Source organism: Cellulomonas telluris, from assembly GCF_004886325.1.
Taxonomy (GTDB): domain Bacteria; phylum Actinomycetota; class Actinomycetes; order Actinomycetales; family Cellulomonadaceae; genus Cellulomonas; species Cellulomonas telluris.
The window spans coordinates 499,466-521,833 of the sequence record NZ_QXFN01000004.1; the positions used below are offsets into that span (position 1 = coordinate 499,466).

Annotated in this window: 19 protein-coding genes; all 19 read right to left on the minus strand. The window is 73.4% G+C overall.

What is annotated here, in order from left to right; translation table 11 throughout:
• Window positions 1–3: 3 nt before the first annotated feature.
• The 19 genes from FB586_RS20275 to alaS all read right to left on the minus strand — a co-directional run bounded on the left by FB586_RS20275 (window position 4) and on the right by alaS (window position 22,324).
• Complete coding sequence (locus FB586_RS20275) at window positions 4–954, minus strand: endonuclease domain-containing protein (RefSeq protein ID WP_306419168.1); 951 nt, start codon at window positions 952–954, stop codon at window positions 4–6.
• Between the two features lie 109 nt (window positions 955–1,063).
• Window positions 1,064–2,212 (minus strand): 3-dehydroquinate synthase, encoded by a 1,149-nt coding sequence (gene aroB, locus FB586_RS14515; protein ID WP_370741090.1) that lies wholly within the window; start codon window positions 2,210–2,212, stop codon window positions 1,064–1,066.
• A complete protein-coding gene (locus FB586_RS14520) occupies window positions 2,209–2,775 on the minus strand; it encodes a shikimate kinase (protein WP_136520031.1) in 567 nt (188 codons plus the stop codon). Before FB586_RS14520 ends, aroB begins: the two co-directional genes overlap by 4 nt.
• Window positions 2,776–2,782: 7 nt before the next feature.
• Window positions 2,783–4,000 carry a chorismate synthase gene (gene aroC / locus FB586_RS14525; protein ID WP_136520032.1) on the minus strand — a complete coding sequence of 406 codons (1,218 nt, stop codon included), beginning with the start codon at window positions 3,998–4,000 and terminating at the stop codon, window positions 2,783–2,785.
• A 112-nt stretch (window positions 4,001–4,112) separates the two neighbouring features.
• Window positions 4,113–4,940 (minus strand): hypothetical protein, encoded by an 828-nt coding sequence (locus tag FB586_RS14530; protein ID WP_136520033.1) that lies wholly within the window; start codon window positions 4,938–4,940, stop codon window positions 4,113–4,115.
• A gap of 1 nt (window position 4,941) precedes the next feature.
• Window positions 4,942–5,640, minus strand: a complete 699-nt coding sequence (locus FB586_RS14535; protein ID WP_136520034.1) for a PilN domain-containing protein — start codon at window positions 5,638–5,640, stop codon at window positions 4,942–4,944.
• Window positions 5,637–6,701, minus strand: coding sequence for a type IV pilus assembly protein PilM (pilM, locus tag FB586_RS14540; RefSeq protein WP_136520035.1), 1,065 nt, complete (start codon window positions 6,699–6,701; stop codon window positions 5,637–5,639). The genes FB586_RS14535 and pilM overlap by 4 nt, the downstream gene beginning before the upstream one ends.
• A gap of 73 nt (window positions 6,702–6,774) precedes the next feature.
• Window positions 6,775–7,560 carry a prepilin peptidase gene (locus tag FB586_RS14545; RefSeq protein ID WP_136520036.1) on the minus strand — a complete coding sequence of 262 codons (786 nt, stop codon included), beginning with the start codon at window positions 7,558–7,560 and terminating at the stop codon, window positions 6,775–6,777.
• On the minus strand, window positions 7,557–9,152 hold the full coding sequence (locus FB586_RS14550; RefSeq protein WP_136520037.1) for a hypothetical protein: 1,596 nt from the start codon (window positions 9,150–9,152) through the stop codon (window positions 7,557–7,559). The genes FB586_RS14545 and FB586_RS14550 overlap by 4 nt, the downstream gene beginning before the upstream one ends.
• A gap of 20 nt (window positions 9,153–9,172) precedes the next feature.
• The gene (locus FB586_RS14555; protein ID WP_136520038.1) at window positions 9,173–9,853 is read right to left on the minus strand and encodes a PilW family protein; all 681 of its coding nucleotides are present in this window, start codon (window positions 9,851–9,853) and stop codon (window positions 9,173–9,175) included.
• 10 nt (window positions 9,854–9,863) lie between these two features.
• Window positions 9,864–11,639: a prepilin-type N-terminal cleavage/methylation domain-containing protein gene (locus FB586_RS14560; protein ID WP_136520039.1), complete on the minus strand. Its 1,776-nt coding sequence runs from the start codon at window positions 11,637–11,639 to the stop codon at window positions 9,864–9,866.
• A gap of 75 nt (window positions 11,640–11,714) precedes the next feature.
• The gene (locus FB586_RS20210) at window positions 11,715–12,173 is read right to left on the minus strand and encodes a type II secretion system protein (RefSeq protein ID WP_136520040.1); all 459 of its coding nucleotides are present in this window, start codon (window positions 12,171–12,173) and stop codon (window positions 11,715–11,717) included.
• Between the two features lie 139 nt (window positions 12,174–12,312).
• Window positions 12,313–13,545: a type II secretion system F family protein gene (locus FB586_RS14570; RefSeq protein WP_136520041.1), complete on the minus strand. Its 1,233-nt coding sequence runs from the start codon at window positions 13,543–13,545 to the stop codon at window positions 12,313–12,315.
• A complete protein-coding gene (locus FB586_RS14575; RefSeq protein ID WP_281276683.1) occupies window positions 13,545–15,005 on the minus strand; it encodes a type IV pilus twitching motility protein PilT in 1,461 nt (486 codons plus the stop codon). Before FB586_RS14575 ends, FB586_RS14570 begins: the two co-directional genes overlap by 1 nt.
• Window positions 15,006–15,111: 106 nt before the next feature.
• Window positions 15,112–16,785, minus strand: a complete 1,674-nt coding sequence (locus tag FB586_RS14580; protein WP_136520042.1) for a GspE/PulE family protein — start codon at window positions 16,783–16,785, stop codon at window positions 15,112–15,114.
• A 196-nt stretch (window positions 16,786–16,981) separates the two neighbouring features.
• A complete protein-coding gene (locus tag FB586_RS14585) occupies window positions 16,982–17,827 on the minus strand; it encodes a shikimate dehydrogenase (RefSeq protein WP_136520043.1) in 846 nt (281 codons plus the stop codon).
• Window positions 17,827–19,050 (minus strand): endolytic transglycosylase MltG, encoded by a 1,224-nt coding sequence (gene mltG / locus FB586_RS14590; protein WP_136520044.1) that lies wholly within the window; start codon window positions 19,048–19,050, stop codon window positions 17,827–17,829. The genes FB586_RS14585 and mltG overlap by 1 nt, the downstream gene beginning before the upstream one ends.
• A gap of 6 nt (window positions 19,051–19,056) precedes the next feature.
• The gene (ruvX, locus tag FB586_RS14595; RefSeq protein WP_246036781.1) at window positions 19,057–19,593 is read right to left on the minus strand and encodes a Holliday junction resolvase RuvX; all 537 of its coding nucleotides are present in this window, start codon (window positions 19,591–19,593) and stop codon (window positions 19,057–19,059) included.
• A 37-nt stretch (window positions 19,594–19,630) separates the two neighbouring features.
• Entirely contained in the window at window positions 19,631–22,324 is a 2,694-nt protein-coding gene (alaS, locus tag FB586_RS14600) for an alanine--tRNA ligase (protein ID WP_136520046.1), read from the minus strand.
• Window positions 22,325–22,368: the final 44 nt, after the last annotated feature.

Here is a 22,368-nt window from a genome sequence, read left to right on the forward strand (position 1 = left end):
GGCTCACCGGTCCGTGCGGCGCGCGACGACACGCCGGATCGCGGCGACGACCTCCTGCGGGCGCCGGGTCAGGTCGTCCCAGGTGAAACGCAGGACGGTGCACCCCGCGGCCACCAGGAGGTTCTGCCGCGTCCGGTCCTGCTGGAAGCGGTCGGGACCGTGGGCCACCCGCCCGTCCACCTCGACGACGAGGCGCGCCGCCGGGAACCACACGTCCGCCACCGCAGCCACCCCGAGCACCGGCAGCAGGTGGGCGTCCGCGACCCACCCCGTGATCCCGGCCGCTCGCAGGATCTCGTGCAACAGCTCCTCCGCGGGACTGTACGCACCCGCGCGCAGCCGGTCCGCCGCGCGCGCCAGGCGCCTGTTCCCGCGGTGCCCCGGATGGTCCGCGAGCCACCGCTCGATCGCCTCCGCGGCGATCGCCCGGCGAGGTCCGGCCCAGGCGAGCAGCCGGCACCCGCCCTCTCCGGCAGCACGGCGAGGCAGTCGAGGAGCGTCCGGTCCGGCCGGGTCACGCGCACGTCGCCGAAGGCCGTCACCTCGGAGCGGGACCACCGGTGCTCGTGGCTCCGTAGCCGCCCGCGCGACCGGCGCGGCCCGGGCACGAGCACGTGCACCTGGTCGTCGTCCGGGACGGGCATGCCGTGGAGCCGTGCCGCGGTCGTCAGGGCGACCACCGAGTCGGGCCAGGTCAGCCAGGCGGCGTAGGCGTCCACCTCGACGGAGGCGGGGGTGACGGAGGACGTCAGCGCGGAGCCGGCGACGCGTCGCCACACGCCGCGTTCGAGCCGGTGGCGGACCTGGTCCGCCGTCAGGCCCGCCGCGAGGGCCTGCCGCCGCGTGAACACGCCGCGCTGCCGCCGCGCGACGGGCGGGACCCACCCGCGATCGATGAGACGAGGCACCCCCGCACCCTTGCCGCCCCACCCACCGCCAACACCCCTGCACCACCCTGCCCGTGCCCCCTGCCCCCTGCCCCTCGCCCCGGGGCTGGGGACGGCTCGCACTCGGCGAGACCGAGGAACGGGGGTGCTCGCAGCCCCGGTTCGACGGTCTCGGGTCAGAGGTCGATCGCCGCGGTCCTCGCCGGGTCGACCGAGATCTCCGCGTAGGCCGCCGCCAGCAGGGTCGGGTCCGGCCCCTCCAGGCGCACCGGACGGCCCACGTCCTCGAGCACCACGAACCGCAGCAGGTCGCCACGCGTCTTCTTGTCGCGGCGCATCGCGGCCATCAGCTGCTCCCACCGGTCGCCGCGGTACGTGACCGGCAGCCCCAGCGCGGTGAGCACCGCCCGGTGCCGCGCGACGACCGCGTCGTCCAGGCGGCCCGCCAGCCGTGCGAGCTCGGCGGCGAAGACCATGCCGACGGAGACGGCCGCGCCGTGGCGCCACCGGTACCGCTCGACGTGCTCGATCGCGTGGCCGAGCGTGTGCCCGTAGTTGAGGATCTCCCGCAGCCCGGCCTCGCGCAGGTCCTCCCCCACCACGCGCGCCTTGACGGCGACCGCACGCTCGACGAGCTCGAGCAGCACGGGCGACGACGCCGCCGCGACCGGGTCGGTCAGCAGCGCCGTGTTCTCCTCGACGAGCTCGAGGATGCGCGGGTCGGCGATGAAGCCCGCCTTGACGATCTCGGCCAGGCCGGCGACGAAGTCGTGCCGGTTCATCGACTCCAGGGCGGCGAGGTCGCACAGCACCCCGGCCGGCGGGTGGAACGCGCCCACCAGGTTCTTGCCCTCGGCGGTGTTGATGCCCGTCTTGCCGCCCACGGCCGCGTCGACCATGGCGAGCACGGTCGTCGGCACGTGCACCACGCGCACGCCGCGCAGCCACGTCGCCGCGACGAAGCCCGCGAGGTCGGTCGTCGCCCCGCCGCCGAGCCCGATGACGGCGTCGCTGCGCGTGAAGTCCGCCTGGCCGAGCACCTGCCACAGGAACGCGGCGACCTGGGCGGTCTTCGCCTCCTCCGCGTCCGGCACCTCGGCGAGGAAGACCTCGTAGCCCTGGGCCAGCAGGTCCTCGCGCACGGCGTCCGCCGACGTGGCGAGCGTCGGCGGGTGCACGACGAGCACGCGGCGGACCGCGTCGCCCAGCAGGGCGGGCAGGTGCCCCAGCAGGTGCCTCCCGACGACGACGTCGTACGGCTGCTCCCCCGCCACCGTGACGGTGCGCGCCCCGGTGTCCCCCGGGGTCCCGGTCATGGTGCTCATCGCTCCTCCTCCGTCGTCGTCGCGCCCCGCGAGCCCTCACCCAGCGCGGCCTCGACCGCCGCCGCGACGTCCGCCGGGCGCAGCCCGTCCGTCAGGACGCGCAGCGTGGCGACCTCCTCGTACACCGGCCGCCGCGCGTCCATAAGCGCCTGCCACTGCGCCCGCGGGTTGCCGAGCAGCAGCGGGCGCGACCGGTTCAGGCCCACGCGGGGCGCGGCGTGGGCGAGCGAGACGTCGAGGAAGACCACGACGCCGCCACCCGCCCGGTACGCGGCGAGGGCCGCCCGGGTGTCGGGGTGCAGGACCGCCCCGCCCCCGAGCGCCAGGACGCCCGCGTGCTCGGCGAGCGCCGCGAGCACCGCGTCGCGCTCGAGCGCCCGGAACGCCGGCTCGCCGTCGTCGACGAAGATCTCGCCGATCGGCTTGCCGGCGGTCTGCTCGACGTCGGCGTCGGTGTCCCGCACGTCGACCTCCCAGCGCCGCGCGAGGGCCGCCGCGACGGTCGACTTCCCGGCGCCGGGCGGGCCCACGAGGACGGCCCGTGGCCGCGCGTACGTCGTCACGACGGGCTCAGCGCAGCAGCTCGGGGACCGACGCGAGGTAGGCGTCGAGGTTCCGGCGCACCTCCGCCACCGAGTCCCCGCCGGTCTTCTCCAGCAGGGTCTGCGCGACGACCAGCGCCACCATCGCCTCGGCGACGACCGCCGCCGGCGGCACCGCGCACACGTCGGAGCGCTGGTGCTGCGCCTTCGCGGGCTCGCCGCTCGACGTGTCCACCGTGTCGAGCGCGCGCGGCACCGTGGAGATCGGCTTCATCGCGGCGCGCACGCGCACGACCTCGCCGTTCGACATGCCGCCCTCGATGCCGCCGGCACGGTTCGTGCGGCGGACGATGCGACCGGTCGCGTCGCGCCCGATCTCGTCGTGCGCCTGGGAGCCGCGCCGTGCGGCGGTGCGGAACCCGTCGCCCACCTCGACGCCCTTGATCGCCTGGATGCCCATGAGCGCCGCGGCGAGGCGTGCGTCGAGGCGCCCGTCCGCCTGCACGTAGGTGCCGACGCCCGAGGGCAGCCCGTGCACGAGGACCTCGACGACGCCACCCAGGGTGTCGCCGTCCTTGTGGCACTGGTCGATCTCGGCGACCATCGCCGCGCTCGTGGCCGGGTCGAAGCAGCGCACCGGGTCGGCGTCGAGCGCCGACACGTCGTCGGGCGTGGGCACGCGCGCGTCGTCGGGCACGCTGATGGGGCCGACGGCCACGACGTGGGACACCAGGCGCACTCCCGCCGCCTGCTCGAGGAACGCCGCCGCCACCGTGCCGAGAGCCACGCGCGTGGCCGTCTCGCGCGCGGAGGCGCGCTCGAGCACCGGGCGCGCGTCGTCGAACCCGTACTTGCGCATGCCCACCAGGTCCGCGTGACCCGGGCGGGGCCGGGTGAGCGGCCGGTTGCGCGCGATCTCCCGCACGTCACCGATACCGGCGTCGATCGTCAGCGCCTCGGGTGCGACAGGGTCGGCGGACATCACGTCGGTCCACTTGGGCCACTCGCTGTTGCCGACCTCGATCGCCACCGGCCCGCCCTGCGTGAGGCCGTGCCGCACGCCGCCGAGCAGGCGGACCTCGTCCTGCTCGAACTTCATCCGCGCGCCGCGGCCGTACCCGAGCCGGCGGCGGGCGAGGGCGGCCTGGATGTCGGAGGTCTGCACCTGCACACCCGCGGGCAGACCGTCGAGGATGCCGACGAGCGCGGGACCGTGCGACTCGCCGGACGTCAACCAACGGAGCATGGGTGGGATCCTTCCACGTGCGGCGCGGCGGGTCGGACCACGCCCGTGACGTGGACGAGCGGCGACGGTGCACGCACCGTCGCCGCTCGTCCGTGGGCGCCCGTCCGGGCCGTCACTCCCCGGCGATCGGCACCAGCGGGTTCTTGCCCGGCACGGGTGCGGGCAGCGGCGTGGGCTCCGCCTCGGGCGCCGGCGGGACCGCCAGGGCGTCGGGCAGCACGTAGACGAACCCGGTGAGCACGAGCTCCTGGTCCCCGGCGACGGTGGCGGGGCGGCCGCCGCCTGCCTCCGCCTGCTTCTGTCCGGTGGCCGTCAGGGACGAGACGAGCAGCAGGCGCGGCGACCCGTCCTGCAGCGCACCGAGGAACGCGAGCGTCGGCTCGTACCCGCCGACCACGGTGAGGGAGATCGGCACGGCGACCATGCCGGCCGGGACCGCCGGCCCGGTCGGGACCGGCGCCACGGCCGGGTCCGTCGCCTCCGTGCCGCTCGCATCCGCAGCACCCGCGTCCGTCACGCCCGCGTCACCGGCGCCCTCCGTGGGCGCGGTGCCGGCGTCGGCGGGTGCGGCAGGCGCGGCGGCCACGGCCGGCTCGAGGACCTGCGGCACCCCGGGGCCCACCGACGTGATGGTGACGCCGTGCGTCGTGGCCAGCTGCTCGACCTCGCGCAGGTAGTCGCTGATGCGCGCCGTCGGCGGGATCTGCGTCTGCAGCGTCGCGAGCTCCGCCCGGTGCTCGGGCAGCTTCTCGAAGTCGGCCCGCAGCTGGACCAGCTGGAGCTCGAGCAGCTCGTTGCTCTGCTCCGTGGCCATGATCTCGTCACGGACCTCCGCGGTCGCCGTCGTCTGCGGCGCGACGAGGAGGAACCAGGTCGCGACCAGGAGCAGCAGCGACACCAGGACGGTGCCGCCGATCCACGTGCCCTTCGCGCTGCGCATCTCAGCCCTCCCCGTCGTTCGCCGCGAAGCGGCCGCTGTAGGCGGCCTCGGTCACCTGGACCGTGCTCGAGACCGTGTAGTAGACGGTGCCCTCGGCGTCGGTCACTGCTGCCGACGAGACCCAGGCGTCCGCGAACCCGGGCACCGAGTTCAGCGCGTCGACCCACGCCGCCGCGTCGGGCACGGTCGAGGAGCGCCCGGTGAACTGCACCTGGCCCACGGACGGACCCTGCAGGGGATCCGCCGGCGGTGCGGGTGCCGTGATCGGCGTCGCGCCGGAGAAGGCGAGGGTGTCGATGCTCACGCCCTCCGGCAGCACCGCCGTGATCGCCTCGTAGTAGGGCTTCCACGGGACCTCGGTCGACATCCCGAGCTCGCGCGCGGCGCGGGTCGCGTTGAGCTGGCCCAGGACGAGCGGGACCTCGGCGTACTGCGCCTGCTCGTCCTGCAGGCGCGCCGTCTCCGCCTCGGCCCTGGCCAGCTCGTCCCGGGCCTGCGTGCCCTGGATGACGACGAAGACGTAGGCGAGCGCGCACACGGCCACCACGAGCGCGACGGCGAGCAGGAGCCACCGCTTCATCGCCCGCAGGTCGCGCGCGTCGCGGACCTCGGGCGGCAGCAGGTTGACCTGCGGGAGCGTCGGCGGGAGGGCGGTCTGGGCGGACGTCTGCCGTCCGCGCCGCACGGTGAGGGTGCTCATGCTGCGACTCCGTACGCGAGGCCGACGGACACGGCGAGGCTGGACTCGTGCCCCCGGAGGGCGTCGCGGTCGACCGCCTTGCCGTGCCGGACCCCGGCCAGCGGGTCGCCGAGGATCGCCGGGAGCCGGCTCGCGCTCGACAGGTACTGCCCGAACCCGGGCAGCTGCGCCCCCCGGCCGGTCAGCACCATCACCTCGATGCCGTGGCCGGGGTTGGTGCTGGTGAAGTACACGAGCGTGTTCCGCACCGCCTCGACGAGGGAGCGCACGGTGGCCGTCACCGCCTCGACGACGGCCTCACGGCCGGGTGCGGGGGCGACGCCGATCCCCACCTCCTGCTTCAGCGTCTCCGCCTCCGCCGGCGTCACGCCCGCGGCGGCGGCCACGGCCACGGTCACGTTGTGGCCCCCGACGGGCAGGAACCGGACGAGCCGCGGCTGACCGTGGTCGACGACGACCACGGTGGTCACGGTGGCCCCGACGTCGACGAGCGCGGCCGTCGAACGGGCGACGTCGCCGCGTGCGAGCGACCGCAGCAGCGCGAAGCCGTTGAGGTCGACCATGACGGGCCGCAGCCCCGCTGCCTCGACCGCGAGCACGTTCGCGGTGACGGTGTCGCGCTGCGCGGCCACGAGCAGGCCGTTGACGACCCGGCCCTGCGGCCCGTCGCCCTCGGCGGTCGGGAGGTAGTCGAGCAGGGCCTCGTCCGTCGACATCGGCAGCAGCTCGTGCACCTGGAACGGCAGAGAGGCCTTGAGCTGACCCAGGGGCAGCCACGGCAGCTCGAGCTCGCGGACCACGACGCGCTGGTTGCCGACGCCGATCGCGACGTCCTTGGACTCGAACCGCGCCTGCGACCACAGCCTCCGCAGGGCCGTCGCGACGATGTCGGGCTGCGCCACCTCGCCGTCGCGGACCGCGCCCGGGGGCAGCTCGACGTGCCCGGTGCGCAGCAGGGTCGGCGACCCGCCTGCCGACCGCGCGCCCTTGCCGAACTCGAGCTCCGAGGCGCGCACACTCGTCGACCCGATGTCCAGGCCGATCATCCGTTCGCTGGCCACGTAGGTCCCTCCGTCGAGCCGTGGTTGCCACGGGCTCTATCGGCGGGACGCGTCACGACCTTGAGCGGTCCGGTCAGAGCAGTCCGACGTACCAGCCGGCCAGCGCGGGTCCCGCGACGACGCCGATCCAGGCACCCACGAGCATCCACGGGCCGTACGGGATCGCCGTGCGGCGGCCGGCCCGGCCCGCCGCGAGCAGGGCGATGCCGACGACACCGCCGACGAGGAAGCCCGCGAAGAACCCGACCGCCAGCGCCCCCCAGCCGTACCAGCCGAGGTACAGGCCCAGCACGCCGGCCAGCTTCACGTCGCCGAAGCCCATCCCGGCGGGGTGGATCAGCCGGATGACCAGGTACGCCGTGTACATGGCCGCGCCCCCGGCGGCCGCGCGCACCAGGGCGGCCCAGTCCGCGGTGCCACCGGGGTCGGCGCTCGCGAGGGCGAGCAGGCCCAGCGCCACGGGGTAGGACGGCAGGACGATCGCGTCGGGCAGGCGGTGGACGTCGACGTCGATCAGCGTGAGCGCCACCGAGATCGCGGCGAGGTACAGCAGCGCGGGCAGGACCCAGCCCGGGCCCGTGAACCACGCGACCGCGAGGAACGCCACGGCGGTCCCGAGCTCGACGAGGGGGTACCGCGCGGAGATCGGCGCACCGCAGTCGCGGCAGCGGCCACGCAGCAGCAGCCAGGACAGGACGGGGACGTTGTCGCGGGGCCGGATCGGGTGCCCGCACCGCGGGCACGCGCTGGGCGGGTGCACCACGGACTCACCGCGGGGCACCCGCCAGACGACGACGTTGAGGAACGAGCCGACCGCCAGCCCGAGGAGCCCGCAGGCGGCGACCAGCAGGCCCGTCACGGCGCCTTGACCTCCCGCTTGTAGACGACGTCGACACGGTAGCCGGAGGACGCGGTCGGGGTGGTGCTCGGCAGGCTGACCCCGGGGATGCCGATCGGGACGTACCGCATGGTCATCGAGTTGCGCAGCGTGACGTTGCCACCGTACAGCTGGCCGTAGAACGTCATGGTGTTGTTCGTCTCGAGGTTGCACGGCGTGTACGCGAAGATCGTCACCGGCGCGATCGCGAGGCTGCCGGAGTCGAACTTGATGTTGCCCGACTTGTTGCCGCCCACGGTCTTGTTGCACTCGGCGACGCCGTTCGGGGACGTGTCGGGGTCGGGCACGATGATCCAGACCTTGTGCTGCGCGCCGTCGGCCGACGTGATCTGGAAGTTGCCGGTCGCGTAGAAGTCGTTGGCGAAGATCACGAGGTCCGCGCGCAGCTTGATGTTGAGGTTGCCCTCGAACCGGGTCTGCGCGCAGAAGCGGGTGTCCATCACCGTGGGGACCGTGGGGCTGACGAGCGGACCGTTGAGGCTCCAGCTGTCGCCCGCGACCGTGCACTTGTTGCCGGCCGGCTTCCAGGCCTCCGACCAGGTCGGCGCGTTGTTGGTGACGGCGTTCGACGTCACCCAGCTCTTGTACGCGGCCGCCCGGTCCCCCGTGTTGGCGAACCCGGTCCAGTCCGCCGGACGGTAGTTGACCTCGGGCAGGCCGACCTTCACGTACTGCGGGACGCCGGCGGCGCCGACGCCGGTCCGGGTCGTGCCCGCGACCTGGGGGCCGCTCCCCCACGTCGAGACGGCCCCGGCGACGAGGAGGTCGCGGCCGTACTTCGAGCCGCCGGCCAGCGTCGCGTCCGCCGACACCATGGTGTCCTGCCCCACGGTCGTGAGCCCGGCGGACTGCGCCGAGTGCACGGTCAGCCGCTTCTTGCTCCACAGGTTCTGCGTGACGCGGCACCCGCCCGAGATCTCGGTCGTGCCGTCGACGACGATCAGGTTGCCGTCGATCTTGACGTTCGAGTTGCAGTTGACGTTGCCCGTGTCGACCCAGACGTCGACGGGCGTGTCGGGCAGCGACGTCTCCAGGGTGAAGGCGTTCGTCGTCATGATCTGGTTCGCCGCGAAGATGGCGGCGCCGCGCCCCGGCACCGCGGACGGCGTCAGCTCGACCTTGGACTGCACCGTGCGGCGCACGTCCGTGCCGGGCGTCGTCGACGTCGCCGTGACGACCGCCTCGACGGGGTCGCCGGACACGACGCCCCCGCTGCAGGTCAGCTCGGCGCCGGTGGCGTCGAAGTAGCGGACGGTCGCGGTCGCCTCGGTCCTGCTCGGCGCCGACCCGTTGCTGAAGGCACCGGTGGCGGGCCACGAGCAGGGCGTACCCACCTCGAGCTCCGCGTAGGTCGCGTCGATGACCCCCTCGGCGCTGTGCAGCTGGGTCGTCCGGGCGCGGTCCTCGCCCGAGTCGCGTGCCTGGACGACGGTGGACGTGACCACGACCGAGGCGAGGGCCATGGCGATCAGCGCCACGGCGACGGCGGAGACGAGGGCGCTGCCCCTGTCGTCGACGTCGTGCTGCAGACGCCGGTGCACAACGCGGAACATGTGGGCTCCTTGGGGACGGTTCACGGTGCCGGGATGGTGGCGCAGCTGTCGGCGGGGTAGCCGTAGACGGTGTTGCGGCCCGTCAGGACCGACGTCACCGTCGTGGGCTGGGAGGAGGCCCGCTGCTCGGGGTCCTTGACGCGCAGGGTGACGCGGATCGTCTGCGCCGCGGACGACGCCTCGGCCTGCGACGTCTCACGGAAGAAGGGCGGCCACGTCGTGGGGTCGGACTCCACGAAGGGACCCGACGGTGCGACGACGTCCCGCGCGGCGACGGCCCACGGCGAGACGCCGCCCGTCACCTGCCAGGACGGCTTCCAGGAGCGGTACTCCAGGACGCCGCGGTCGGAGCCGCCCGGGTACCGCACGCGCCACTGCACGCACTGGTAGACGCCGTCCGTCTGGGTGTAGACGCGCAGCGAGTAGTTCGCCGGCACACCCGCTCCCGCGACGGTCTCGCCGGCGGGGTCCGAGATGACGTTGCCCGAGCGCACCTGTCTGTCGATGTGCATGAGGCCGATGCGGGCCTGGTCGCCCGCCCGGGTGCGGGCCAGGTTGTCCTTGGTCTGCTGGCTGACCGTGACGAGGATCGAGAACACGACGACGAGCAGGCCCGAGAAGATGAGCATCGCGACCATGAGCTCGATCAGGGTCCAGCCACTGTCCTCCCGCTCGTCGGTCGGTCGCCGGTGTGCGCCCATGCGCCGGGCGTCACGCACCGGGGGCCGCCTTGAACGACGCGTCCGCCCGCGAGGTGCCGAGGTTGGTCGCCACGGTGAACGCCTGGCGCAGCCCGGACGCGTTCGAGACGCGCCACGTCACCGACACCGACACAGTCCCTGTGTCGGCGTCGATCGAGCAGCCCTCGGCGCCGCACAGGAGGGGGTCGGGGGCCGCAGCGATCGCCATGCCCGGCGTGACGGTCACGACCGGGACCGCCGTGACGGTGTGCCCGCCGCCGGTCCACGACACGGCGGCGCCGGTCACGGTCTGGTTGGTCAGCTTGTCGACGGCGACGGGGGTGTAGCCGGTGCCGTTCCAGACCTGCACGGTGGCGCTCCGGGTGATCGTGGCGTCGACGGTCCGCTGCTCCTGCCCGCGCTGGACCATGACACGGTCCTGGTACCCGGTGACGCGCACGAGCCCGGAGGGGGCGGCGCCACCCGCCCAGGGGCCGGTCGCGAACGTCGCGTCTCCCAGGGTGCGGGTGGAACCCGCCGCGATGCAGCCGGCCCCGCTGAGGACGGTGCAGCCCGTGGCCGTGGTGCCGACGGCGGACGTGAACCGTGCGGCGTAGGCCTCGCTCGTCCCGCCCCCGGCGAGCGTGGCCAGGCCGAACGTCGCGGACGGCACCGACAGCGTGCTCGCACCGGCTGCCCCGCCCGAGGTACCGGCGCTGCCGCAGCCCTGTCCGGCAGGGATGCCGCTCGCGCAGGAGGAGGACATGGAGGCCCGGGCGGTGCCGCTGACGCCGCTGCGGGTCGCGAGCCGCAGCTCGACCGGCGGCGCGTCGATCGCCAGGTGGGACGCCGATCCGGTGCCGCTCTGCACCGGAGGGTTGGCGGGTGCCGCACCGCTGCTGCCGACGTCGTCGGACGCCGCGTTCTGCACCTTCGACCCGCCGGTGGTGGTGGGGGTGCCGGCGGGGTCGCCGGGTGTGAGCTGGACGCCGCCGTGCAGGACCGAGGAGTCGACCGCGGTCGACTGCTGCGAGGTGATGCCGACGCCGATCTGGCCGCCCGTCGTCGAGCCGACGCTCCACGTCGTCCCGGGCAGGATCGGCGCGTCGGGCGGCAGCGGCGGGTCGGCGGGGTCGAACGTCGCCGGCGTGACGGTGGTCGCGGGCGCAACAGAGCCGCCGCTCGCGGAGAGCAGCGCCTGGCACGCACCGAGGAAGGGCTGGTTCGCCGGGTCGCCGCAGCCACCGGCGGGCGCGTAGGCCTCCGAGCGCACGACCACGGACTTCTCCGTCGCGGAGTCGTTCGTCCGCCACGAGGTGATGACCGTGAGCGTCAGCACGTCGTCCCCGGTGCCGGCGCTGCGGGTGACGTAGCTGCGGGAGGTGAATTCCACACCCGGGATGGCCGGGTCGGTCGTGGTGATCCGGTTGGAACCGCCCGTGCCGGACAGCGGGGCCTTGTCGACGGCCTGCGTGCTGTCCGTGACGAGCGGCTCGTCGATGGTGGGGCTCGCCGCGGGGCGAAGCCGGCCACCCGCCACGTTGGGGTCGCCACCGGTCGCGGTCGCGAAACCGGCGTGCAAGCCCTTGCTCAGGACCAGCCAGGGCAGCGCGCGCAGCTGCTCCATCGTCTGGTTGGCGACGGCCGTGCCCTGCGTGCGCTGCTTCGTCTGGGCCGTGGTCACCATGGCCGAGGTCTGCACGACCATGAGACCGAGCAGCACGACGGTGATGACCATCATGGCGACGAGCAGCTCCATGAGCGTGAAGCCGTCGTCGTGATCGGTCGCGACTCGCCGAGCCTTCATGTGCCCCTCCCACCGACGCGACGCCGCCAGGTGGGCTGCGTACGAGCCCACCTGGCGGCGTCGGTTGCGACTACGTCAGGAAACGACGCCCGTCGTGGCGTTGCAGGTGGAGCCGAGGTCGCCCAGCCCGCCCTCGGACCCGAACGCGACGGTCGTCTCGGTGCCGCCGCTGTACGTCACCTGGACGCACCAGCGGAGCGGGTCGGTCGCGGTCGCGGCGGCGAAGCCCTGGCCCACCGCCGTGATGCCGTTGCTGACCGGACCGAGAGCGTCGCCGCCCCACGTGTACTGGTCGCCGGAGATCGCCAGCGTGGGGGCCGCGGTGACGCTGTCGACGTAGTGCGTCGCCAGCTCCTTGCCGAGGACGGAGACGTCCGACTTCGCCGCCGTGTCGACGGCCTTCTTGCGCTGGTTGAGGAACACCGGGATCGCGATGGCCGCGAGAATCCCGATGATGATCATGACGACGAGGAGCTCGATCAGGGTGAAGCCCTGGTCCTTCTCGTCGATCGACTTGCGGATCCGAGCGATCACGCCGGCCTCCTGGGGTGAGTGGTCGAGTTCAATCCGGCGTCAGCCGGTTCGAGTGGTGCGCCCCGTGGATCGGCCCCGACTCGCGACCACTTGAGCGCCGTCACCGGATTCCGACGCAGATCACCCGTTCGCCGTACCGCTACTGGATGATGTTGAAGATCTGGAAGATCGGCATGTAGAGGCCGACCACGATGAAACCGATGATCCCGCCGATCCCGACGATCATGATCGGCTCGATGAGGCTCGTGAGCTGTTCCGTGGTCGCCTCGACCTCCTGGTCGTAGAAGTCGGCGACCTTCGCGAGCATCGTGTCGAGCGCACCGGTGTCCTCGCCGACCGCCATCATCTGCACGACCATCGCCGGGAACACCGGGTGCTGGGACAACGGACCCGACAGCGTCTCGCCACGCCGCACGGACTCCTGCACGGCGCGTGCCGCGTGCTCGATGACGACGTTGCCGCTGGTCTCGCCCACGATGTCGAGGGCCTGCAGCAGGGGGACCCCTGCGTGCACCATCGTCGAGAAGTTCCGCGTGAAGCGGGAGATCGCGATCTTGCGCCACAGCGAGCCGAACACCGGGAGCTTGAGCTTCAGCGGGTCGATCCGCTCGCGGATGGCGTCGTCGTTCTTGTGCTTGCTCCACCAGAAGGAGAAGGCGAGCAGTGCGACGACGAACGGCCCGATGGTCCACTTCATGACGTTCGAGAGGACCACGAGCATCTTCGTCAGGAACGGCAGCTCGCCGCCGAGGCTGGAGAACATGTTGGCGAAGATCGGCACGATGAACAGCAGCATGCCGATCATCGCGAGAATGGCGACCACGAAGACCACGACCGGGTAGGTCATGGCCGACTTGATCTTCCCGCGCAGCTTCACCTCGGCCTCGAAGTTGTTCGCCACCGAGACGAGGACCTGGTCGAGGAACCCGCCGACCTCACCCGCTCGGACCATGTTCACCATGAGCGGGGGGAACACGTCGGGGTGACGCCCGAGAGCGACCGAGAAGGCGACGCCCACCTCGACGTCGTTGCGCACCTGCGCGAGCACGCGCGCCAGCGGCTTCGACTCGGTCTGCTCCGCGAGGATCGCCAGCGCGCGCAGGAGCGAGAGCCCCGCGTCGATCATCGTCGCGAGCTGGCGCGACATGACGGCGAGGTCCTTGAGGGTGATGCGGTTGCCGCCGAACCCGGGGATCGAGATCTCCCGGTTGAGTCCCCCGGTGCTGACCTCCGAGATGGAGACCGCGGACAGCCCCATCTCGCGCAGCCGGTTCGCGACGGCCGCCTGGTTGGGCGCCTCGACGCGGCCCTTGACGATGGCGCCCTGGCGGTCGCGGACCGCGTACTCGAACGTCTTCGCCGCCGTGGCCATCAGTACCCCGCCCCGTTCATCCCGACCGACATGGCGGCCGCGCCCTGCGTCGTGCCGCTGAACCGGCCCGTGAGCCGGTTGAAGTCCTCGACGTGGTGGCACTTCTCCAGGCCGACCTCGTAGGAGATGCGTCCGGTCTTCACCAGCTCGGCGAGGTGCTGGTCCATCGTGTGCATCCCCTGCTGGGCGCCGGCCTGCATCGCCGAGTAGATCTGGTGGGTCTTGCCCTCGCGGATCAGGTTGCGGATCGCGGGGGTCGCGACCATGACCTCCGTCGCCACCGCGCGGCCCGGCTGGTCGACGCGCTTGCAGAGGGTCTGGCAGACCACGCCCTGGATCGCGCCCGCGAGCTGCGTGCGCACCTGCGCCTGCTGGCTCGAGGGGAAGACGTCGATGATGCGGTCGATGGTCTGCGCCGCGTCCTGCGTGTGCAGGGTCGCGAAGACCAGGTGACCGGTCTCCGCGGCCGTGAGGGCGACCGAGATGGTCTCGAGGTCGCGCATCTCGCCGACCAGGATGATGTCGGGGTCCTGGCGCAGCACGTGCTTGAGCGCGTTCGCGAAGGAGTGCGTGTCCGCACCGACCTCGCGCTGGTTGATGAGCGACTTCTTGTGCCGGTGGAGGAACTCGATCGGGTCCTCGACCGTCATGATGTGGTCCTCGCGCGTGCGGTTCGCGAGGTCGATCACCGCGGCCAGCGTCGTGGACTTGCCCGAGCCGGTCGGTCCCGTCACGAGCACCAGGCCGCGCGGGAGACCCGCGAAGGTGCCGACGACCGGCGGCACCCCCAGCTCCTCGAGGGGCTTGATCTCGTAGGGGATCACGCGGAAGGCCGCACCCATGGACTCGCGCTGCTGGTACAGGTTCACGCGGAAGCGCGCGAGACCGCGCACGGCGTACGACAGGTCGAGCTCGAGGTGCTCCTCGAACGTCTCGCGCTGCTTCTGCGACAGGATCCCGTAGAGCGAGCGGCGCAGGACGTCCGGCGTCAGCGCCTCGAACTGCTCCAGCGGACGCAGCGACCCGCTCACGCGGATCATCGGCGCGGACCCGGACGTGAGGTGCAGGTCGGACCCGCCGAGCCGCACGAGCTCGGCCAGGACCGCGTCGACCGGCAGGTCGCCCTCGCGACGCTCCTGGCCGACGCCGGCGCGCACCGGTGCCGGGCGCTGTGCGGGAGCGGCCCCCGCTGCGGGCGGGGCGGGCACGCCGGGCGGCGGGGGCGCGGCCGGCGGCCGCGCCCCGGGAGCCGGGTACGGCCCGGCGTCCGGCGAGGGGCGGCCCGCCGGCGGTGCGGCCGCCGGGTACGGCACCGCACCGGCCGCCGCCGGCGGGCGCGAGCTCTGCGACGGCACCGGCGAGTACACCGTGGTGGCGGCCTCGCCGCGCGTGCCTGCCGGCTGGTACGGCGGCAGCGGGCGCGTCGGCTCGCCGGCGCGCCCCTGGTAGGAGTCGGTCACAGTCCCTCCACATGCCGCGCCTGCGGCGTCCGTCCTCCGCGCACGGCGGCCCGCCTTGTCATCGGCCGCAGCCGGGCGCGACTTGAGCCGCCGTGCCCGCGCCGGGTCACGCGACGACGCGCAGGATCTCCTCGACCGACGTCAGCCCGGCCGCGACCTTGTGCCAGCCGTCGTCGCGCAGCGTGACCATCCCCTGCTTCACCGCGGTCGCGCCGATGTCCGCCGACGAGGCGTTCGCGACCGCGTGCCGCTCGATCTCCTCCGTCACCCGCATGACCTCGTGCAGGGCGAGGCGCCCCTTGTAGCCCGTGCGCGAGCACGCCGTGCAGCCGGCCGGCCGGAACAGCTCGGGGACGGGCTCCCCCGGCATCCACGGGAACCTCGCCGCCTCCAGCTCCGCCGGCGTCGGCGTGTACGGCTCCTTGCACTTCGGGCACAGCCGCCGCGCGAGGCGCTGGGCGACCACGCAGTCGAGCGCGGAGCCGACGAGGAACGGCTCGATGCCCATCTCGGTGAGCCGGGTCACCGCGGAGGGGGCGTCGTTCGTGTGCAGCGTCGAGAGCACGAGGTGACCGGTGAGCGCCGCCTCGATGGCGATCTGCGCCGTCTCGTGGTCACGGATCTCACCCAGGAGCACCACGTCGGGGTCGGACCGCAGGATCGAACGCAGGGCGGCCGCGAACGACAGGCCGGCCTTCGGGTTGACCTGCACCTGGTTGATGCCGGGGAGCCGGTACTCCACCGGGTCCTCGACGGTGATGACGTTGATCTCCGGCTTGGAGACCGCGTTGAGCGTCGCGTACAGCGTCGTCGACTTGCCGGAACCGGTGGGGCCGGTCACGAGGATCATCCCGTAGGGCTTCGTGTACGACTCGCGGTACGTCTCGTAGTTGTGGTCCAGGAACGACAGGTCGCGCAGGTCGAGGCTCGCCGTCGAGTTGTCGAGGACGCGCATGACGATCTTCTCGCCCCACACCGTCGGCAGCGTCGCCACGCGCAGGTCGATCTTGCGCCCGTTGTGCGTCACCGACATGCGGCCGTCCTGCGGCTTGCGCTTCTCGGCGATGTCGATGTCGCTCATGATCTTGACGCGGCTGATCACGCCGCCCTGGATGTTCTTCGGCGAGCGCTGCATCTCGTGCAGCACGCCGTCGATCCGGTACCGCACGCGCAGGTCGTGCTCGGTCGGCTCGATGTGGATGTCCGACGCGCGGTCGGTGATCGCCTGCGTCACGAGCAGGTTGACGTACCGCACGATCGGCGCGTCGTCGTCGACGAACTCGCCCAGCCGGGACAGGTCCGCCTCGGGCTCGGACACCTCGTCCTCGAACGCCGAGGAGAGGTCCTCCATCTCGCCGTCCGCGCGGCAGAAGCGGTCGATCGCGCGCAGCACGTTGTCGTACGTCGCGACCACCGGGATGACCGGCCGGTGGGCGGCCGTCCGGACGTCGTCGACGGCGACCACGTTGGCCGGGTCCGCGGTGGCGAGCACCAGCGCGCCGTCCCGCAGCGCGATCGGGAGCACCGAGTAGCGGCGGCAGAGCGCGCCCGGGACCAGGGCGACGGCGGTCCGGTCGACCGGGTACTCGTCGAGGTCGACGAACTCCATGCCGACCTGCGCGGCGAGCGCACGCACGAGCTGCGCCTCGCTGAGGATCCCCAGCTCCACCAGGGTGCGGCCCAGCGACGTCCCCATGGACGCCTGCTCGTCGATCGCGGCGAGCAGCTGCGCCTCCGACACGAGCCCCTCGTCGAGCAGGATCTCCCCGAGCTGCTTCACGCGCGTTCCTCCGCCCTCGTCGGGTGCGCAGGTGCTGCACCCAGCGGGTGACATCGGCAGCGGGGGGCACCGCCGTGAGCGCGCCGCTCCCCGCCGGCCGGGGACCACCCGTACGGGGGCCGGCGTCATCACCCGCACGTGGCGTGGCGCGTTCCCGGCATGACGGATCGTGGAGCCCGTGCCGTCCGCGCCCCGCTCAGCGCACCGGTGCGAGCGCCGCCTGCAGCGCGCCGTCCATCGCCCCGAGCGGCCCGGGGCGGCCCGTCATGAGCCGCACCTGCTCGACGGCCTGGTGCAGGAGCATGCGCTCCCCGCCGACCGTCGTGCCACCGGCGCGCTCCCACGCGACGGCCAGCGCCGTCGGCCGCGGGTCGTAGGCGACGTCGAGCAGGACGCCGCGCACCGGACCCGCCAGCTGCGCCGCCAGGGCGTCGGGTGCGTGGGCGGGCAACGTGGAGACGACCACGTCCGCGACCGCGAGCTCCGGCGCCCCCGCCTCCAGCGGGCGCAGCACGGGCTCCACGCCCATCCGGTGGGCGGCGCGCAGCAGCGAGCCGGCCCGGGCGGCCGACCGGACGTGCACCGTCGGGCTGGTGCAGCCGAGCTGGGCGAGCGCGGCCAGGGTCGACGCGGCGGTCGCGCCCGCGCCCAGGACGGCGGCACGCCGCACGTCGCCGTGCACGCCCGCCTCCCCCAGCGCCGCGACGATGCCGTGCACGTCGGTGTTGGCGCCCGTGAGCGTCCGCCGAGCACCCTCGCCGTGCGGGAGCACGGTGTTGACCGCGCCCACGACCTGCGCGAGCGGCTCCACGTGGTCGAGCAGCGGCAGCACCGCGTGCTTGAGCGGCATGGTCAGGCTGAGACCGGCCCACGACCCGTCGAGACCGTCGAGGAACGCGGGCAGGGCGTCCTCGGTGACGTCGTGCACCTCGTAGTGCCACTCGTCGAGCCCGAGCGCGGCGTAGGCGGCCCCGTGCAGGACGGGCGAGAGCGAGTGGGCGACGGGGTGGCCGAGGACGGCGCAGCGGCGCGGACCCGTCACTACTCGTTCGCCGCCTGCCACTTGCGCAGCTCGGCCACGTTCGCGTCGTGCTCCTCCATGGTGGTGGCGAAGCGCGTCTCCCCGGTGTCGAGGTTCACGGCGGTCCAGAAGATCCAGTCGCCCGCCTCGGGGTTGAGCACCGCGTCGATGGACTTGGGACCCGGCGACGCGATCGGCGTCGGCGGCAGGCCGACGTGCATGTACGTGTTGTAGGGGTTGGACGCGTCGCGCGTCATCTCCCGCGTGAGCTGCGTGCCGTTGATGCCGAGCCCGTACGCGACCGCCGCGTCGATCTGCAGGATCATGTCCCGCGCGAGGCGGTTCTCGATGGCCCGCGCCATCTTGGGCCGGTCGGGGTCGTGCCGGGCCTCGCGCTCGACGAGCGAGGCCTTGTTCAGCACCGTCTCCCACTGGTCCTGCGGCACGCCACGGCTCGTGAGCTCCTGGACCGTGCGCTCGACCATCTGACGCAGCACCGAGGCCGCGTCCGCGCCCGGCTCCACCTGGTACGTGGAGGGGAACAGCCAGCCCTCGACCTTGCCGCCGGCCTCCGCCGGCAGGCCGATCGCGGCGGGGTCCTCGGCTGCGGCCTTGAGCTGGTCGACCGGGAGCAGGGTCACCTCGCTGATCCGGTCGTAGATCTGGGACGCCGTGTACCCCTCGGGGATCGTCACCTTCATCGACACCTTGCTCGCGGGGTCGAGCAGCGCGAGCACGGCGTCCGACGCCTTCATCTCGAGCAGGAGCTGGTACGTGCCCGGCTGGATGGACGACGCGTCAGGGTTCGCCTCGTACGCGTCGAGGAACGCACCGGCTGTCGCCACGATCCCGGCGTCGACGAGCGTCGCGGCCATCGCGGCCCCCGTGTCACCGGGGTTGATCACCACGGGCTGCGCACCGGGGCGGCCGGGGCCGGAGAAGTCCTCGACCTGCTCGGCCTGGGACGACCCACCGCCACCGAAGAGGCTCGCGCCGCCGAGGACGGAGAACACGACGTAGGCCGCACCCGCCACCATCACCAGCGCCACGACCAGCACGGCGACCGAGCGGCGGCGGCGCTGCTTGCGCATCCGCTCCGCCTGCCGGCGCCCCGCCGACCGCGACCGCCGGGCGCTTCCGCCCTGGGGGGCGCGGGCTCCCTGCCCGACCCGCTCGGAACCGAACAGGTCGGCTGCGCTCTCGTCGGACGTCACCGGGGCCCACCACTCCGTCTGGTTGCTCACCTGCCGTCACTCCACCGTCGTCGTGCCGTCGCCCGCAGGCCCCCCCACGCCTCGGCGCGGAGGCGGCCGGTCGACGTCGACCGGTTCGCCCGGGCGCCGCCCCGTCGCCCTCTCGGCGTCGAGCGCGTGCTGCAGGATCACCACCGCGGCCGCCTGGTCGACGACCTGCCGGTGGCGGCGTCCGGATCGGCCGGACGCCTGGAGCGCCTGATGTGCGGTCACCGTGCTCATCCGCTCATCGACCAGCCGCACCCTCACGGGGGCGACCGAGCGCGCCAGTGCGACAGCGTACGCGCGCGCGAGCGCTGCCGACGACCCCTCGGAACCGGACAGGTGCCGCGGAAGGCCCACGTAGACCACCTGCGCGTCGCGCTCACGGACGTGAGCGGCGATGGTCACGACGTCCGGTGACCCGGGCTTCGCGCGTCCCTCGGCGCGCCGCAGCGTCACCACGGGGGTCGCCAGCATGCCGTCCGGGTCGCTCGCGGCGAGCCCCACGCGGACGGTGCCGACGTCGACCGCGAGCCGGACGCCTCGTGTCACGGCGTCCGGCCCGGCTGCGGGCTCGAGGTCCGGCACGTCAGCCGCGGACCGCCGCGACGACCGCGTCGAGCGCGGCCGGCAGCGCGGAGGCGTCGGCCCCGCCGCCCTGGGCGACGTCGTCCTTGCCGCCACCGCCGCCGCCCAGCACACCGGACGCGGTCCGGACGAGGGCGCCGGCCTTGAGGCCCGTCTCCCGCGCGGCCGCGTTGGTGGCGATCACGACGACCGGCCGGCCCTTGCTCGTGCCGCCCACGGCGACGACCGACGGGGACGCCTCGCCGAGGCGGCCGCGCACGTCGAGCGCCAGGGTCCGCAGGTCGTCCGCCGACGCGACGTCGCCGGCGTCGTGCGTGACGACGAGCGTCGTGCCGACCTGCTGCGGCGATGCCGCGAGCGAGCCGGCCGCCGCGAGGAGCTGCCCCTGCCGCAGCGATGCGAGGGCCTTCTCCGACTCCTTGAGGCGCGTCAGCAGCGAGGACACGCGGTCCGACAGCTCGTCCGGACGGGCACCGAGCAGGCCCGAGAGCTGGCTCACGAGCGCGCGCTCCTTCGCCTGGTACCCGTACGCCTGGTCGCCGACGAGCGCGTCGACGCGGCGCACGCCGGACCCGATGGACGACTCCCCCAGCAGCGTGACGAGCCCCAGCTCGCCCGAGCGGCGCACGTGCGTGCCCGCGCAGAGCTCGCGCGACCAGTCGCCGCCGATGGAGACGACGCGGACCTCGTTGCCGTACTTCTCGCCGAACAGCGCCATCGCGCCGAGCGCGCGCGCCTCGTCGATCGCCATGACCTGGTCGGTGACGTCGAGGTCGTCCTGCAGCCGCTCGTTGACGCGGCCCTCGATCTGCGCGAGCGACGACGACGGCACGCCCTGGCCCGAGCGGAAGTCGAAGCGCAGCCGGCTCGGCGCGTTCTCCGAACCCGCCTGCGTCGCGGTGTCGCCGAGCTCCTCGCGCAGCGCCTTGTGGACCATGTGCGTCGCGGTGTGGGCGCGCGCGATGGCACGCCGGCGGGTCGTGTCGATCGTGGCGGTGCCCGCGTCGCCGAGCGTGAGCGTGCCGTCGACCAGCCGGCCGTGGTGCACCGACAGGCCCTTGATGGGCGCCTGCACGTCGTCCACCTCGACCAGCCCGCCGCCGTCGAGCGCGATCGTCCCGGTGTCGGCGAGCTGACCGCCCGCCTCGGCGTAGAACGGCGTGACGTCGAGCACCACCTGCACGTGCGCGGGCGCGGTCGCCGACGGTGCCGGGACGCCGTCGACGAGCAGGCCGACGACCTTCGCGCGCGCCGACGTGTCGGTATAGCCGACGAAGCGCACGGGCGCGCCGCTCTCCTCCGACAGCGACGCGTGCAGCTGCTGGTACGCCGACGTGTCGGCGTGGCCCGTCTTCTTCGCCAGCGCGTCGGCCCGTGCACGCTCGCGCTGCGCCTGCATGAGCGAGCGGAACGCCGTCTCGTCAACCGCGACGCCGTGCTCCGACGCCATCTCCAGCGTCAGGTCGATCGGGAACCCGTACGTGTCGTGCAGAGCGAACGCCTGCTGCCCCGACAGCACCGCGGGCGAGGTGCCGGCCGCCGCGCGCGCCCGGTCCACCGCGCCCTCGAAGATCGTCGTGCCGGCCGTCAGGGTCCGCAGGAACGCGTCCTCCTCGCCGTACGCGACCTGGGAGATCCGGTCGAAGTCCCGGATCACCTCGGGGTACGAGACCCCCATGAGGTCGCGGCTGATGGGCAGGAGCTCGGGCAGCGACGCCTCCTCGACGCCCAGCAGGCGCATCGAGCGGACCGTGCGCCGCACGAGCCGGCGCAGCACGTAGCCGCGACCCTCGTTGGACGGCGTGACGCCGTCGCCGATGAGCATGAGCGCCGAGCGCACGTGGTCGCCCACGACGCGCAGACGCACGTCGTCCTCGCCGCCGGCGCCGTAGCGGCGGCCGGTCAGCTCCGCCGCGCGCTGGATCACCGGGAAGACCTCGTCGGTCTCGTACATGTTGTTGACGCCCTGCAGGAGGTACGCGATGCGCTCCAGGCCGGCGCCGGTGTCGATCGCCTTGCGCTCGAGCTCACCCAGCAGGGGGTAGTCCTTGCCGCGGCCCTCGCCGCGCACGAACTGGTCGAACACGAGGTTCCAGATCTCGACGTACCGGTCGCCGCCGGGGTCCACCGTGCCGCCCACGGCGTCGGGCCCGAACTCGGGACCGCGGTCGTAGTGCCACTCGGCGCAGGGGCCCGCGGGGCCGGGCTGGCCCGTGTCCCAGAAGATCTCCTCGCGCGTGAGCCGCACGATGTGGTCCGGGTTGACCCCGACGCGCACGAGCGCGTCCGCGGACTCGGCGTCCTCGTTCCAGATCGTCACCCAGAAGCGGTCGCCGTCCATGCCGAGGCCGCCCTCGGCCTGTGAGCCCGTGAGGAAGCCCCACGCCAGCTCGATGGCGCCCTCCTTGAAGTAGTCGCCGAACGAGAAGTTCCCGAGCATCTGGAAGAACGTGCCGTGGCGCGTCGTGCGGCCCACGTTCTCGATGTCGTTGGTGCGGATGCACTTCTGCGCGTTGGCGACCCGCGGCCAGGGAGCGTCCTGCGTGCCCAGGATGTACGGGATGAACGGCACCATGCCGGCGATCGTGAAGAGGATCGACGGGTCCGGGGAGATGAGCGGCACGGACGGCACGATGGCGTGGTCCTTGCTCGCGAAGTAGTCGAGCCAGCGCTGGCGGATCTCGGCGGTGCGCATGTCGTCCTCGGGGTGTCTGCCGCCGCCGGGGCGGCGGGTGGAGC

Coding starts and splice junctions, on each gene's coding strand:
- alaS (WP_136520046.1), bottom strand. CDS start 22,324: ATGCGCACCGCCGAGATCCGCCAGCGCTGGCTCGACTACTTCGCGAGC.
- FB586_RS14555 (WP_136520038.1), bottom strand. CDS start 9,853: ATGGGCGCACACCGGCGACCGACCGACGAGCGGGAGGACAGTGGCTGG.
- FB586_RS14570 (WP_136520041.1), bottom strand. CDS start 13,545: ATGGCCACGGCGGCGAAGACGTTCGAGTACGCGGTCCGCGACCGCCAG.
- FB586_RS14530 (WP_136520033.1), bottom strand. CDS start 4,940: ATGCGCAGCGCGAAGGGCACGTGGATCGGCGGCACCGTCCTGGTGTCG.
- FB586_RS14550 (WP_136520037.1), bottom strand. CDS start 9,152: ATGTTCCGCGTTGTGCACCGGCGTCTGCAGCACGACGTCGACGACAGG.
- aroC (WP_136520032.1), bottom strand. CDS start 4,000: ATGCTCCGTTGGTTGACGTCCGGCGAGTCGCACGGTCCCGCGCTCGTC.
- FB586_RS14535 (WP_136520034.1), bottom strand. CDS start 5,640: ATGAGCACCCTCACCGTGCGGCGCGGACGGCAGACGTCCGCCCAGACC.
- aroB (WP_370741090.1), bottom strand. CDS start 2,212: ATGAGCACCATGACCGGGACCCCGGGGGACACCGGGGCGCGCACCGTC.
- FB586_RS14560 (WP_136520039.1), bottom strand. CDS start 11,639: ATGAAGGCTCGGCGAGTCGCGACCGATCACGACGACGGCTTCACGCTC.